This window comes from Pseudoalteromonas sp. R3 (genome assembly GCF_004014715.1).
In the GTDB taxonomy this organism is placed as follows: Bacteria; Pseudomonadota; Gammaproteobacteria; order Enterobacterales; family Alteromonadaceae; genus Pseudoalteromonas.
Window position 1 is genome coordinate 2,394,188 of sequence record NZ_CP034835.1, and the last position, 14,764, is coordinate 2,408,951.

Consider the following 14,764-nt stretch of genomic DNA (forward strand, 5'->3'; position numbering starts at 1 on the left):
TACTTTTTAATTTAGTACATTTAATGGAGTTACTATGTATAAAAAAATTGCGTTCACAGCTGTATTGGTTTCACTGTTTTCCGGGTGTGCCAGTGTGCCGCTAGAGTCAGAAGAAGCATCTAGTCGAGCGAAACAATACGAAGCGCCGAAAGATGGTTATGCTGGTTTGTACATCTACCGAGATTCTTCTATAGGTGGAGCGTTAAAAAAGGACATTTGGGTCAATGACGAGTGCGTGGGTGAATCTGCACCTAATGTATTCTTCTATAAGCAGGTTGAAGCAGGAAAAGGCACTAAGATTACAACTGAATCTGAGTTTTCACCAAATGACCTAATCATTGATACTGAATCAGGCAAGAATTACTATATCGAACAATATATCAAACTAGGCGTTTTTGTCGGTGGTGCCAACCTTAAACAGGTTAGCGAAGGAGAAGGGCAAGAGGATATCACTCCCCTGAAACTTGCAAAACCGGGCAAGTGTAGTAAGAAATAATACAGCCAAATATACAGAAGCCCCTCAAAGGGGCTTCTGTATATAAAGTTATGTGAATTAGTCTGACGCAATTTTATGTCTTGTATCTTCCATCACATTCACTTTACCTCATCCGCCGCTTTTACTAGTTACAACTGACAGTCCTGACCCTAGTGATGAAAGAGTAAATTTTAACTGCCTTAGTGTACTTTCCTAAAAGTGAGACAATCACTTCAATTGCCCTAATGCGGCCAATAACGCCTTAGCCATAGGTATTGCTGACGCCGGATTCTGTCCGGTTACAAACTGACCATCTACCACAACATTCACTTCACCTTTTTTTGCAGCAATAAAATTCGCACCAAGCCTGATTGCCTCATCTTCAACCAAAAATGGATAATGTGTGCGAGCAAACCACCCTTCTTCGCTATTCGCTTTGCCGGTAATACGCTTGTTTAAGATCAGCCGGTGACCACTTTCATCCTGTAAGTTCAGCAAGGCGACGGTTCCGTGGCAATCCGCAGCAATAATACCACCCGCTTTATAGATAGCCTCAGTAAGCTTCTTTGTTGAGGCATGTGCCGTCAAATCAAACATTGGCCCAGCCCCACCTGCGTAGTATACCGCAAGATAGTCACGACTATCGCGTGTCTCTATGCCACTTGGTTCTTTTAATTGCTGCTTTAGAAGCGAATTATCCAGCCAACGTCTTTGTGCCTCTGTCAGTCGCCCTCTGGGGTATCCTGGCTTGCCGGTACTGCTGGCAAGCTCAATCTCGTACCCGGCGTCGTATAGCACCTGGTATGGACCCACAACTTCAGGTAACCAAAAGCCATGCTTATCCCCGGAGATAACAAACAAAACTTTACCTTTGCGCGCATCAGCAGATAAAACAGGCATGGAAGCAGCCATAATCAGAGCCAACAAAACAAGCTTTTTAGCTAATATCTGAAAATGAACACGATAGAATGTACACATCATAAAAGTCCTTATTTGGAATTAATTTCTGCTCACCTTATCGATTCATATTCAATGACACATGAAGCAACGCTGATTTATTCAGGAATTATCAGGACGGGACAGTGACCTCACTGTGACCACGGTTTTATTTCTATATATTTTAACAACTTAAAACTACATCATTGAGATGAGTTAAAGTGCCCGGATTTACGTCGACCTATAAACTAGCGTACTATCTGACATATCCAACTCATATGTTGACGTGTACAAAAGATAAAAATAATACCATTGAGTACCAGGCAGGAGCCTATTTTGAGATACCTGAGATTTGAAAACCTGATCATAGATACCCATAACCAATTACTGATCCGTGATGGCGTCTCAGTGACGCTGGCACCTAAAGTGTACGATCTGCTCTACTACCTGGCGTGCAATCAGCAGAGAGTAATAAGCAAAGATGAGTTAATGGATGCGGTATGGCAAGGCACATTGGTAACTGATAACGCCATTAGCCGTACCCTGGTCAAGGTGCGTAAAGCATTGGGCGACGATCCCAAATCCCCCAATTTCATTTTGACCGTGCCGCGCAAGGGTATCGCATGATCACCGCATTTCACGGAACAGATCAGGTACCCATACAAACACTAAGTTCCCAAAGTGCAAATACAATTAAACACCAATCTCCTTCCAACGGAGCCCGAATTCGACGGCCCATTTTATCTGTTGTTGCCTTGTCTGCAGCCTCTTTAATAGCAGGGGTGTTTTTGTACAACCCTTATTCTTCGCCAGAGCTGAGTATAAACAAGCAAGTCAAACCGTATACGCGCGCGCAGGGTGAGGAGCTATACCCCAGCATGTCGCCAGATCTCAAATCTCTTGCTTATGTCAAAAAAACGAAGCAGTTGAATGCGCTTATCGTCGAAAATGTCAGCACACATGCCCAACAGCAGCTATCAATCCCGCTTGCGCGGTTCAGTCGGCCAAGCTGGTCACCTGATGGTGAACAGCTCGCTTTTGTTATGCATACACCGCAAACATGTGCCATTTATCTGGCTCCTGTGGCGAATTTGCTCACACAATCACAGTGGCAGAAACTCAGTACATGTGGAAATGAAAGCAGGCCTGCTCTGGCTTTTTCAATAGACGGGAAAAAACTCTATTTTAATGACCGCACGTCTGAAGAATTCGGCTATCAAGTATTCCAGATTGATTTGGCCCAGGAACAAAAGTCGATCTTGAATCAACCTATAACAAATGGCCGTGGCAATTATGCATTTGACCTGTCACCGGACGGTCGCTCGTTGGTAATGCTAAACAGTGAATTTGGTCCAAAGACACGTATTTACACGCTCGAGCTATCCTCGTCAAAGCTCACCCAAACCGCACAACTTGACTATCTGATGCGCTCAGCCATCTGGCATCATGACAGTCAAAGTTTGATCCACCCTGCCCCACATCCGGCTTATGAGTTATGGCAAAGTACTGTGCATGGCGATAAATTGGCAACCGTGGTTAGCAATACGGCGCGCGTAAAACATCCAGTCAGAATAAACAATGGCACAGACTTTACCTTCGTGTCTTACCTCCTGGACCGAGATATCTATTTGCAGCGCAGTACAGACAATCAAACACAACCCCTGGCAAACTCGTCGGTCATGGACTACCTGCCGACAATAGCAAACACGTCATCACATTATGCCTTTGTGTCAAAGCGCTCAACACACGCACAAGTGTATCTGGGTGATATCACGCAGCCGCTGGCGGAGCCTGTCCCATTGACCTCAGGCAAAACTCCTCATCGATTTTACCAGCTCGCATTCTCTCCCGATGGAAGTCAATTGCTCAGTCTGGCTGACAATCAGCTTCTCCTCACAAATATCACAACACAGGAAACGACCCCTCTGCTAGGCACCGATATGGCGGTCAGAGGCGTCAGTTGGCATTCTGACAATCAATTGCTATTTTCCACTACCAGAAACAATCGCTGGCAGCTGATACGTTTCGATCTGACAACGCATGAATCCGAACTTATTTTCCCCGAGTTTATGGGTGGGATCTACAGCAAACACGATGACGCTTTTTACCTGATACACCGTAAAACAGGTCAGGTATTCATGCACACAGTATCAAGTGAAGAGACCTCTGCGTTACCACTGTATTGTACAACGCACCTGCCTAACCGGCGGCTTACTCTGCAACGTGGAATCAATGGCTTACATTGTCTGAAGGACGACCAAAGTCATACACACTTGCCTATGACATCCACGGATAAAATCACCTGGCCACAACAGATTGATAATGCAGATTATCACCTTTCGACACATGGGATAATCTATACCCGCCTGCAACGTACTACAGCAGATGTCATGAGAACACTTGATGTACAGTAAAGCATTTTCTCAAGGTGATACAGTCTCTGTATCTCACCTCAATCTAAGCTGTTAATTTTATTGCTTTTAGTTGTGACCACTTGTTGTGGTCATTACTTTTCCGTAAGCCATCATACCTTTTCCCTGTTTGTTCCTGAATCCTCTTTTCGATTTAGCAATACTGACCTGCGTTTTCATTCACAGGATCAGGAGACAACATGGATAAACCCATCCAACCCAAATTATTGAGTAGACGACGCGTCGTTATTACTTCGCTTGTCATTGCTTTCACTGCGGTATCAGCCACAAGTATTCAGGTGTTCAGTAGCCACTTTCAGACGTCAGGGAAAACCTATGACATCAGTCAGAGCACACTTGAATTCAGTACCGCACATCGCGCCAACTTTACCCACTACCTGCCGTTACGCGGTGTTGTCGAGCCGCGAGACACCATCTTTATAGATGCCATTGATGGCGGACGTGTAGACGCATTATATGTCCAGGAGGGTGAGCAGGTTCGTCAAGGTCAGGCACTACTCAAGCTCAGCAATACAGATCTGCAGCTTAGGGTGTTGGCTCGCGAAGCAGAAGTATCAGAGCAGATTAACGACATGCGCAACACGCGTCTGGCCGTTGAGCAAAACCAACTTGCGCTGGCACGTGACATCATCGAGCTCGATTTTACCATTCTCAAACTGGAAAAAGATTTGGCGCGTCAACAAAAGCTATATGAACAAGCCTTAGTGCCACAACGAACAGTAGAGATACTCAGAGATGAGCTTAATTACCAAGTGACATACCGTGAAACGGTAAAACAAAGCCAGCAAAAAGAAGCATTATTACAACAGCAACAGCTCACCCAGCTTTCTCAAAGTATTGCTACCTTACAATCTAACCTCAAGATATCGCAATCCAGTCTGGACAAGCTTACTATCCGTGCCCCTCGCGATGGGCAACTGACATTTATGAACGCCCGGGTTGGTGAATCTAAAGCGCCTGGTGAGCGACTTGGTCAAGTCGATGTGATAGACAAATTCAAAATCAGTGCCCACATTGATGAATTCTATATAGACCAGATCTCAATGGCGCACACCGCCGCGATGAAACTCGGGCAAACAACAATTACGCTCACCATGGCCAGAATTTACCCGGGTATAGAAAATGGCCGATTTAAAGTGGACTTTCATGTCCAAAACCCCAACGGACTGCCCACATTGAGACTAGGACAGAGTTTGCCACTGGAGTTAAACCTGAGCTCCGAGACAGCTCAGCTGGTCGTTGATAATGGTGCATTTATACAGTCCACAGCTGGAGCCTGGGCGTTTGTAGTGAGTGAAGATGGGCGCAGTGCACACAAGCGCAAAATCACCCTTGGACGCCGGAACCCCACTCAAGTGGAGGTCGTCTCAGGGATCAGCGTCAATGAGCGACTGATCACGTCTTCATACAACCGCTTTGCCGACGCAGAGCACCTTTCTCTTATCCCATAAGGTAGAACAATCATGATCAAACTAAATAATGTCAGCCGCTCATTTATTGCGGAACATATCGAAACCGTCGCCCTGGACAAGCTCTCCTTGTCGGTCAGCCAAGGCGAATTTATCTCTATTTTGGGGCCGTCAGGCTGTGGTAAGTCATCTTTGCTCAATATTCTGGGCATGCTGGATGACATCGATGAAGGCAGCTTTGTGTTTAATGACACTGAGCTTGCCACTGCATCTTCATTAACAAAGGCACAATTGAGGAAAAAACACATTGGATTTATTTTTCAGAATTTTAATCTGATAGACGAACTCAACGTAGAGCAAAATATCGCACTGCCACTGCACTATCAGCAGCTCAATAAAGCACAACGAGCCGCTCGGGTTGAAGAGGCTCTTCATCGCCTGGATATTGCTCATCGTCGCACTCACTTACCAGCAAAGCTCTCAGGAGGGCAACAACAACGGGTTGCGATTGCACGTGCGATAGTCACTCAACCAGATTTGATCCTGGCCGATGAACCGACAGGTAACCTGGACTCCCAAAACTCAACACAAGTCATGGAGATACTTCGCCAGCTCAACATGATGGGAACAACCATCATAATGGTGACGCATGCGCAGGAACAAGTTCAATACGGCACTCGGGTTATTCGACTTATGGATGGCAAAATACACCAAGACAGTCCGGTTGCTACTCACCGCACATGGAGTAAACAGGAGGCATTAAGTGATTAACCTTCTATTCACCATGACATGGCGTAATATGCTGCGCAGCAAACGCACTACGTTCATCCAGCTACTCAGCTTAATCATCGGCCTAACCTGTTTTATGTTGATACAACTGTATGTCGCACATCAGCATAGCTTTAATTCACACTTCACAGATGCAAATAATATTTACCGAATTAATCTGATCAGAGATGACAACCGCCCTCAAACACTCACACCACTGCGGCTTGCCGAAGAGCTTACCAGTAACTTTGCTCAGGTTACGGAAGCAACTCGCATTTCAGTCAGTACGATATCTATCAGGAATGAGTCTGGTGTATTTGCTGAACGTGCGCTATTCGTCGACGAGAACTTTTTCTCATTTTTTGACTACACCCTGATTGAGGGAGATGTTCATACGGCACTCCTTGCACCAGATAAAGTGGTATTGCATGAAGCACAGGCGCTGAAGTATTTTTCACGCAACACTCAGGTTATTGGTGAACAGCTTAACATTAACGGTAAATCCTATCAGGTATCCGCGGTAATAAAGTACTCAGGTGACCCATCCACCATTCCGCGCGAGATAATTTTGCCAATCCAGAACTATTTTCAGCAGCTGCCAAATGAACGCTGGCAAACATTGTGGAATTTCAACGCGACGATTACATTTGCAAAAATCACCCAAGCAACTGCAATACCGTCACTGACAGCAAATGTCAGTGACTATTATCAGCAACGCGTTGAAGGGTTATCGTCTTACAAGCAGTACCGGGTTATGTTCGAACCCTTACTGGATGTCTATCTAAACGCAACTGCGACTCGCAGCCTGATCCCACCGGGCAGTCGTGAAATGGTAGACACCTTTGTGCTGATATCTTTTATGTTATTAGTTTTGGCCTGTATCAATTTCACTAATTTAGCTACCGCGGCTTCATTGCGACGTGCCAGAGAAGTAGGAGTAAAAAAAGCACTGGGAGCAAGTCCAAATCAGCTCGCCTTGCATTATCTGATTGAGTCTTTATTCATAACGCTGTTGGCTCTGGGAGCGGCACTCGCTTTAACCGCGATGCTTTTGGATGCATTTAATCAATTGATGGGGGCGCAAATCTCGCTTTCCCTTTCCTTTGAACTTATTCTTACGCTGATACTCACCTTGCTTTGCGTTACACTTCTTGCGGGAGGCTATCCTGCTCTATTTCTCAGCCGCATGAACGCGGCTTTAGTACTGAAGGGAGTGATAGATGCAGGTAAAGGAGGGATACTCTTTCGGCGTATACTCATGACCATACAATTTACCATAGCCACGCTGTTGCTGATCGCCAGCATAGTGGTGAGTCAACAGATGGATCATCTTAGTACAATGGCGCAAGGCTATGACAGAGAAAATGTCCTCATCATCAACCGCGGTGCTACCGTTTATCAGGATTTCAAGCGTCAGGTATCAAGATATGACGATGTCGTTTCCCTGAGTATGTCACACACGATCCCTACCAAAGCGACGCGCACATCAGCGATTGTGCGAACTCATGAAGCACCCGATAATGAGATATGGGTCGGTAATAATCCGGTTAGTTATGACTACTTCAGGACAATGGGTATTAAGCTTCTGAGTGGTCGGGTTTTTACGCGCCAGTCACCCGGAGATCCATACTTTGAAGATGAACAGAATACAGCGAATACTCGCGGGAATCTTATAATCAATGCAACATTGGCGGCCAGATTGAATGTTGACCCCAATAACGTAATAGGTCGCTATCTGACACTCGGCAGTGTTAACGAAGGATTGCATCGTCATCAGATTATCGGTGTGGTCGAAGATACGCATTACGTTGATGCGAGTCAGCATGTTCCGCCTATGGTTTATGTTTTGTCTGAAAAACCCGAAGATCTGGCACTTAGATGGATGGCAATCAGACTGAAAGCTGGGTTTAATCCAGATGTGCTGCAGCAGCTGGAGCAGACTTGGCTTGCACTGGACAGCAGCAAAGCATTTAAGTATGAATGGCTGGCAAGCTTATTCGACGCGCAATATCATAACCAGGCACAGCACCTGCAATTGCTGAAGCTATTTACACTCATCGCAATGGTCATGTCTGTTACCGGGTTGTACGCAGTGGCTTCGTTTACCCTGTTACAAAGCCTGAAGGAAATAGCAATACGCCAGATTATGGGCGCACAAAACTGGCAAATTTATGGGCTGTTCCAATTACGCTTTGGTGTTTTGGTGCTGCTTGCAACCCTTATCGCATTGCCCATAGCGTTTATCCTGCTCACCGATTGGCTCAATCAATATGTCTACCGAATTGAGTTACCCGTTGATGTATTTGCCATCTGCTCGTTTGTCTGTTTGGCACTGGCAGGAATCACAGTCCAGATGGTGGCTTTTAATGCTGTGCGAAGTCGTCCCGTCGAGACACTGAAGCGTGATTAGGCCGACCAAAGAAATGAGAAGCCCCTCGTAAGGGGCTTCTTTAAATCAGGTTACGCTAATTTATCTGACGCAACTTTATATTTTGGATCTTCTATCACATTCACTTCCACCAGATCTGCCGCTTTTGCCAGCAACTGCTGACAATCCTGGCTTAGGTGACGTAAGTGTAACTTTTTGCCTGCTTTAGTATACTTTTCTGCCAATGCGTCAATCGCTTCGATGGCACTGTGATCAGCAACACGGCTGTGCTTAAACTCGATGATCACATCCGCAGGGTCATTCGCCACATCAAACAACTCAGCAAAGTTTTTAACGGAGCCGAAGAACAGCGGACCATGTAGCTCATAGACTTTTGAGCCTTGCTCATCAATGTAGTTGCTGGTGTAGATATGCTTTGCATGTTCCCAGGCGAACACAAGTGCCGACACAATCACACCAACACATACTGCAATAGCCAGATCGGTCACTACAGTGACGCCAGAAACAAGAACAATTACAAACGCATCACTCTTTGGTATGCGCTTCATCAGGCGGAAGCTTGACCATTCAAACGTCCCCAGTACAACCATAAACATCACACCGACTAACGCAGCCAATGGGATCATTTCAATTAAACTTGCCGCAAACAGAATAAAGGCGAGCAATAAGACAGCAGCAGTAATACCAGAAAGACGACTGCGACCACCTGAATTAATGTTGATCATAGACTGACCAATCATCGCACATCCGCCCATAGCACCGAACACACCACAGGTCATATTGGCAGCGCCCTGACCTATACACTCTTTATTTGAATGGCCACGTGTTTCCGTGATCTCATCAATCAGGGTCAGTGTTAAAAGTGACTCAATCAGACCAATTGCCGCTAGGATAAGCGCATACGGGAAAATAATCGTAAAAGTTTCCCAGGTCCAGGGAACCTGAGGAATATGAAACTCAGGGAAACCACCGGCAATGGTTGCATTCACGTTACCGCTCATATCTTTGAGATAATCCAGTACGTTTCGTGTATCCAAATCAAGGCCAATCACCAGGCCTGTCACCACCAATATTGCCGCCAGGCTTGAAGGCACTGCGGTTGTTAGTTTTGGCAGAAAGTGGATGATTGCCATCGTCAGCGCAACCAGACCAGCCATAATGTAGAGCTGTTGCCCTTGCATCCATTGTAATGTGCCAGACTCATCCATAATCTTAAATTGACCAAGCTGGGCCAAAAAGATAACGATGGCCAGACCATTCACAAAACCCAGCATTACGGGGTGCGGTACCATGCGAATAAATTTACCAAGCTTAAACACACCTGCTAGGATTTGCAGTACCCCCATAAGCAGCACAGTCGCAAACAGGTATTCGACGCCGTGTTCAATCACCAGGCTGACCATAACAACCGCCAGCGCACCGGTTGCACCAGAAATCATGCCCGGACGACCACCAAAAATAGAGGTGATTAAACCCACGATGAATGCAGCGTACAAGCCAACTAATGGATCGACATGTGCGACAAACGCAAATGCGACAGCTTCAGGTACCAACGCCAGAGCGACGGTCAATCCTGACAGTATGTCGTTCTTAGCAGAGCTGGGCGCTTTGCCTATTAGATTAAACATTTAAATCCCCAAGATTATTACTACGACAGAAAAGCGCTGGATCCTAGCAAAATCCAGCGCTTTTAACAAATGAGATACATTATAGTTGAGTTTCAGGTCTGATGTATGACAATCAGATTGGCAGGGCTGTGGTTCGCTTCACACACGTCATGGTGACGTTTGAATGTACTTCCTGAACATATTCAAGGTTAAGCAGATTATCTCTGACAAACTGCTCATATCCCTCTATACCTCGAGAAATAATGCGCAGCATAAAATCCATAGTTCCTGCCATGGTATAGCACTCTGTGACTTCATCGTAACTCATGATCAGTTTTTCAAACTCAGAAAGGTTATTACGACCATGATTTGATAACTTTACATGAGCATAAACGAGCATATCAAAACCAAGCTGTTTCTCATCGAGCAAAGCAACTTTACCTTTGATGTATCCATCCTGCTCCAGCTTGGCAATTCGGCGCCAGCAAGGTGACTGCGACAATCCGACCTTGTCGGCAATCTCTGCCGTAGATAAACTTGCATCTTGCTGTAGCAGCGCTAGTATTTGACGATCAACCTGATTTAATGACATATTTTTCTTAATTTTTAATTAGTTAAATGAATACAGTGCTGATAGATTCTGTTATCAGCCAAACCGTCCGCTCATAAAAGGATTATGGCGCTGTTCATAGCCAATCGAAGTGTCTTCCCCGTGGCCACTCATTACCCGCGTCGCCTCTGGCAATGTGAATAACTGAGTTTCTATTGACTGTTTTAATAGCGCGGCATCCCCTTTCGGGAAGTCCGTTCTACCTACAGACCCTTTAAATAAAACATCTCCAACCAAAACAGATGAACTTTGCGGCTCATAAAACACGACATGACCCGGTGTGTGCCCCGGGCAATGGCGAACTTCTAGTTTTAGCTGGCCAAGTTCAACACATTCACCGTGCTCAAGCCAACGTACAGGAAAAAACGCCGCCTGTGGTGCAAAACCAAACATCTGCGCCTGCATAGGTAACGCGTCAAACCAAAACTTATCATCGCGCTGTGGTCCGACAATTTCAACCCCCAATGCGTTTGATAGTGTTTCACTGGCACCCACATGATCCAGATGGCCATGGGTAAGCAAAATCATTTCAACATTGAGAGTGCGTTCCTCTATGACAGACAATAGTTTATCAACATCGCCTCCCGGGTCAACCACTGCACACTTACCTGTGGTTGGACAACAAATGATACGGCAATTTTGCATAAATGGTGTTACGGGTATGGTAATTACCTGCATCTACTTTTCCTTAAAGGACATGAGGATCGGATACTTGAGGTATGCTTGGTCATAATAAGGTGTACGCTTGTAGAGCCACTCCATTCTCGCTTTTGGATCGCCTGCAAAGGCCTTATCCTCACTGATTTTTTTATCAAACGCCAGCGCCATTGCTGGATTGTCTTTTAACATTTTCCGAGCAAAGGGTTCAAGTGCATAATTTTCAACGTACTCAGTACGCTGAAATAAGCCTGGAAAGTCGCCCCAGGCAAACAATGAATCTGGCGCTTCTGGGTGCAATAAATGCGTTGCCAACTCTCCACCGGCCTGCTGTGTAGACACTTTGTACCACCCAGACAGACTTAGAGACGATGATACGGCTTGCTGTTCAAACTGGGCGCTGACACGAAAGCGGCCTTCAAATGGCGATTTAGCAAATTCGTATGACTTTATAGAAAATTGCACCAGCTCGTCTGCCAGTACATCTGTATTCAACTGCTCAACAGCAATACCGTGCAGTTTGAGCTTTTCGACTGTACCTGTATACGCTGGTGGGATATAAAATGCACTTGGCACTTTTACTTTGCGCTTTTCTACTTTCTGCCAGTATACGGGTAACTGCTCATAAAACTCAGGCTCCCCCAGGTATTTTGCCTCCATTTGACCGGATAGAGCACTTTCAAAGCGTTTATAGCTAATACCTTTAAAGGTGATCAAGTCCGGCTTTTCGCTATAACCTCGCTCTACGACCAACTCATCAGGCACAAAGTGTTTCTCTGTCTCAACAGCTTTAGCCAATGCCTGCTGATGTTCTGTCAACGCATCAATCACGCCATCAACAAATACATAGGTGCCCAGCACACGCTGTTTGTAAGGTTTGAGGGAGTGATTCTCTAGTAAAATGCTGGGTAAAGCCTTAATGTCAGCCCAGCCATTAGAAAAACGAGGGCTGGCTACCCAGCCAGCAAGACCTTTCTTGAAATCTCGCTTATCCATCACAAACACCAAAGGTCCCGGCTCGTGACCTTGTTGACGCAACTTTTCATCAATCATAGGTGTAAAGTGTTGCTCCAACACCTTTGCAACCGCAGGAGATTCACTGGCAAAGCTCGGGTTAAACCCGTAGGTGATGTCATACTGATAATCGGCACCATCCGTAACATGTAAATCTAGGTACATGGCGGGTTGATACTGATTAATGACATTCATGATAGCCCGTACGCCTGGCGTGTCTAGCTTGGTATAGTCACGATTTAAGTTTAAATTCAGCCCGTTAGTACGGTAACCCATTTCCTTCGGCCCGCGCTGATTAATGCGGTTGTAGACACTACGCCTTTCATGCCCATCCACGTTAAGGATCGGAATAAACAGAATGTTGACTTTGTTCAGAATATCGCGACGTTTACCTGTGGCAATATCTCTCAACAACATAAACATGGCATCTTTGCCATCTATTTCACCAGCATGGATCCCCGCCTGAATGAGTAATGTCGGTTTATTATTATTTTTTAACATCGCGGGAGTGAACTGATTAACCTGTGAGGCGACCAGCATTTTTATGTCTCGACCAGCATCACTCTGGCCGATAGTTACCGCCTTAAACTGGGTTGGATTTGCGGCAACCAAACGGTCTACAAATGCCATCGTTTTTGCATAATCAGGACTTTCTATGCCCTTGCTCAGTTCGAAATCTGTGGTAAGAGGTCCTTGCTCTTGCATAAGACCAACACTCTTTCCTTGCCAGTCTTGAAGCGGTGGTAAATGACTATTCAGATTTACTGTTGCACTTAGCAAAACAATGCCTAAATTCATAAACAATCTTTATTTCTATCTATCGATATGATGATTATATCAATATTTAAATTAACAACTTACAATGTGCGGTGATTCTACAAAAATTCACAGTTAATCGCGAGCTGACTTTTGGCTCAGCGAAAAAACATGGATAAACACATGACAAAATCGATTTTAATTACCGGATGCTCAACGGGGATCGGCTTTTATTGCGCCCAGGCACTTCATAGTGCTGGATTTCGTGTCGTTGCATCGGTGCGCAATCCTCAACACTTAGAGCGCTTTAAAGACCGCGGGATCCCTTGTATCCTTTTAGACTTGGCTGATGATTCTTCTATCAAAGAGGGATTCAATGAAGCCATAGCGCTGTGCAATGGTCAGTTAGACGCGCTATTTAATAATGGGGCATACGGTCAGCCTGGCGCAGTCGAGGATCTGCCTACTGACGTACTGCGCAATCAGTTCGAAACAAATTTATTTGGCTGGCATACACTGACACGCCTGGCTGTTGCACATATGAGAGCCCACGGCGGTGACAGCCGCATCATTCAAAACTCATCGGTGCTGGGTTTGGTAGCTCTGCCGTACCGGGGGGCCTATAACGCCAGCAAGTTTGCGCTGGAAGGGCTGACAGATACACTGCGGATGGAGCTAAGTGGCTCCAATGTTCAAATAAGCCTGATAGAGCCCGGCCCTATCGTATCTGAATTTCGCCGTAATGCACGCGTCGCCTTTGAGCAGCACATTGAGATTGCAAGCAGCGCGCACAAAACCGAATACGAAGCACAACTAACTCGCCTGAACGCTCAGTCTGCACCGCAAAAATTTACGCTGGGGCCAGAAGCCGTTTATGACAAACTCTTGCATGCCCTCACCGCTAAACGCGCAAAGCCAAGATATTATGTGACCTTCCCGACGTATCTGATGGGATACCTAAAACGCCTGCTCAGCTCAGCCTGGTTGGATAAGGTTTTGCTAAAAAATAGATAATATCACTGCATACAGTAGTGACTGGATCAAAAAAAGGAGCCAGTGGCTCCTTTTCTTTCAATCGCTTAGCTTAAGAGAATTAAGCCGCAAGACCTTCTTTTGCTTTAGCAACTAGTGCTGCGAAAGCTACTTGGTCGTATACTGCGATATCAGCTAGGATCTTACGATCGATTTCAACAGATGACTTTTTAAGGCCATTGATGAAACGGCTGTAAGAAAGGCCGTTTTGACGTGCAGCAGCGTTGATACGTGCAATCCATAGTTGACGGAAAGTACGTTTCTTAGCGCGACGGTCACGGTAAGCGTATTGACCTGCTTTAGTTACTGCCTGGAAAGCTACGCGATAAACACGTGAACGTGCTCCATAGTAACCTTTAGCTTGCTTTAATACTTTTTTGTGACGTGCACGTGCGATAACACCGCGTTTAACTCTTGCCATTTCTGATATCCTCTATTAAGCGAATGGTAACATACGATTGATAAGACCCAGGTCATTCTTATGAACCATAGTCTTATTACGTAGGTGAAGCTTACGCTTAGAAGATTTCTTAGTCAGAATGTGACGAAGATGCGACTGTTTACGCTTGAAACCGCCAGAAGCAGTCTTTTTGAAGCGCTTAGCAGCACCTCTGTGTGTCTTTAGTTTGTAAGACATTGCAATAACTCCAAATGATATTGCGTTAACATTATGCAATCA

The 14,764-nt window shown here is 45.5% G+C and carries 14 protein-coding genes; 7 read left to right on the forward strand and 7 right to left on the reverse strand.

What is annotated here, in order from left to right:
* The first annotated feature begins 34 nt into the window (after positions 1-34).
* Entirely contained in the window at positions 35-496 is a 462-nt protein-coding gene (locus ELR70_RS15420) for a DUF2846 domain-containing protein (protein ID WP_054017648.1), read from the forward strand.
* A 207-nt stretch (positions 497-703) separates the two neighbouring features.
* Here the strand turns inward: ELR70_RS15420 and ELR70_RS15425 are convergent, their stop codons facing one another.
* Entirely contained in the window at positions 704-1,456 is a 753-nt protein-coding gene (locus ELR70_RS15425) for a type 1 glutamine amidotransferase domain-containing protein (RefSeq protein ID WP_082353399.1), read from the reverse strand.
* Between the two features lie 291 nt (positions 1,457-1,747).
* On the opposite strand from ELR70_RS15425, the gene ELR70_RS15430 reads away from it, so the two are divergent.
* From ELR70_RS15430 to ELR70_RS15450, 5 genes are all read left to right on the forward strand, one after another.
* Positions 1,748-2,038 carry a winged helix-turn-helix domain-containing protein gene (locus ELR70_RS15430; protein ID WP_164881453.1) on the forward strand — a complete coding sequence of 97 codons (291 nt, stop codon included), beginning with the start codon at positions 1,748-1,750 and terminating at the stop codon, positions 2,036-2,038.
* Positions 2,039-2,199: 161 nt separating this feature from the next.
* Complete coding sequence (locus ELR70_RS15435) at positions 2,200-3,825, forward strand: PD40 domain-containing protein (protein ID WP_164881454.1); 1,626 nt, start codon at positions 2,200-2,202, stop codon at positions 3,823-3,825.
* 197 nt (positions 3,826-4,022) lie between these two features.
* On the forward strand, positions 4,023-5,294 hold the full coding sequence (locus ELR70_RS15440) for an HlyD family efflux transporter periplasmic adaptor subunit (protein WP_054017651.1): 1,272 nt from the start codon (positions 4,023-4,025) through the stop codon (positions 5,292-5,294).
* A gap of 12 nt (positions 5,295-5,306) precedes the next feature.
* Positions 5,307-6,023: an ABC transporter ATP-binding protein gene (locus ELR70_RS15445; protein ID WP_054017652.1), complete on the forward strand. Its 717-nt coding sequence runs from the start codon at positions 5,307-5,309 to the stop codon at positions 6,021-6,023.
* Positions 6,016-8,430 carry an ABC transporter permease gene (locus ELR70_RS15450; protein WP_054017653.1) on the forward strand — a complete coding sequence of 805 codons (2,415 nt, stop codon included), beginning with the start codon at positions 6,016-6,018 and terminating at the stop codon, positions 8,428-8,430. The genes ELR70_RS15445 and ELR70_RS15450 overlap by 8 nt, the downstream gene beginning before the upstream one ends.
* 50 nt (positions 8,431-8,480) lie before the next feature.
* On the opposite strand, the gene ELR70_RS15455 is transcribed toward ELR70_RS15450, so the two are convergent.
* The 4 genes from ELR70_RS15455 to ELR70_RS15470 all read right to left on the reverse strand — a co-directional run bounded on the left by ELR70_RS15455 (position 8,481) and on the right by ELR70_RS15470 (position 13,095).
* On the reverse strand, positions 8,481-10,037 hold the full coding sequence (locus ELR70_RS15455; RefSeq protein WP_054017654.1) for a SulP family inorganic anion transporter: 1,557 nt from the start codon (positions 10,035-10,037) through the stop codon (positions 8,481-8,483).
* A 112-nt stretch (positions 10,038-10,149) separates the two neighbouring features.
* A complete protein-coding gene (locus ELR70_RS15460; protein ID WP_046004338.1) occupies positions 10,150-10,608 on the reverse strand; it encodes an Lrp/AsnC family transcriptional regulator in 459 nt (152 codons plus the stop codon).
* Positions 10,609-10,662: 54 nt separating this feature from the next.
* Positions 10,663-11,304 (reverse strand): MBL fold metallo-hydrolase, encoded by a 642-nt coding sequence (locus ELR70_RS15465; protein WP_054017655.1) that lies wholly within the window; start codon positions 11,302-11,304, stop codon positions 10,663-10,665.
* Positions 11,305-13,095, reverse strand: a complete 1,791-nt coding sequence (locus tag ELR70_RS15470; RefSeq protein WP_054017656.1) for a M14 family metallopeptidase — start codon at positions 13,093-13,095, stop codon at positions 11,305-11,307.
* Between the two features lie 141 nt (positions 13,096-13,236).
* Between ELR70_RS15470 and ELR70_RS15475 the strand changes: the two genes are divergently transcribed.
* Entirely contained in the window at positions 13,237-14,067 is an 831-nt protein-coding gene (locus ELR70_RS15475) for an SDR family oxidoreductase (protein ID WP_054017657.1), read from the forward strand.
* 79 nt (positions 14,068-14,146) lie between these two features.
* On the opposite strand, the gene rplT is transcribed toward ELR70_RS15475, so the two are convergent.
* Together rplT and rpmI are read right to left on the reverse strand one after the other, a co-directional pair.
* A complete protein-coding gene (rplT, locus tag ELR70_RS15480; protein WP_010387194.1) occupies positions 14,147-14,506 on the reverse strand; it encodes a 50S ribosomal protein L20 in 360 nt (119 codons plus the stop codon).
* Between the two features lie 15 nt (positions 14,507-14,521).
* The gene (gene rpmI, locus ELR70_RS15485) at positions 14,522-14,722 is read right to left on the reverse strand and encodes a 50S ribosomal protein L35 (protein WP_010387195.1); all 201 of its coding nucleotides are present in this window, start codon (positions 14,720-14,722) and stop codon (positions 14,522-14,524) included.
* Positions 14,723-14,764 lie beyond the last annotated feature (42 nt).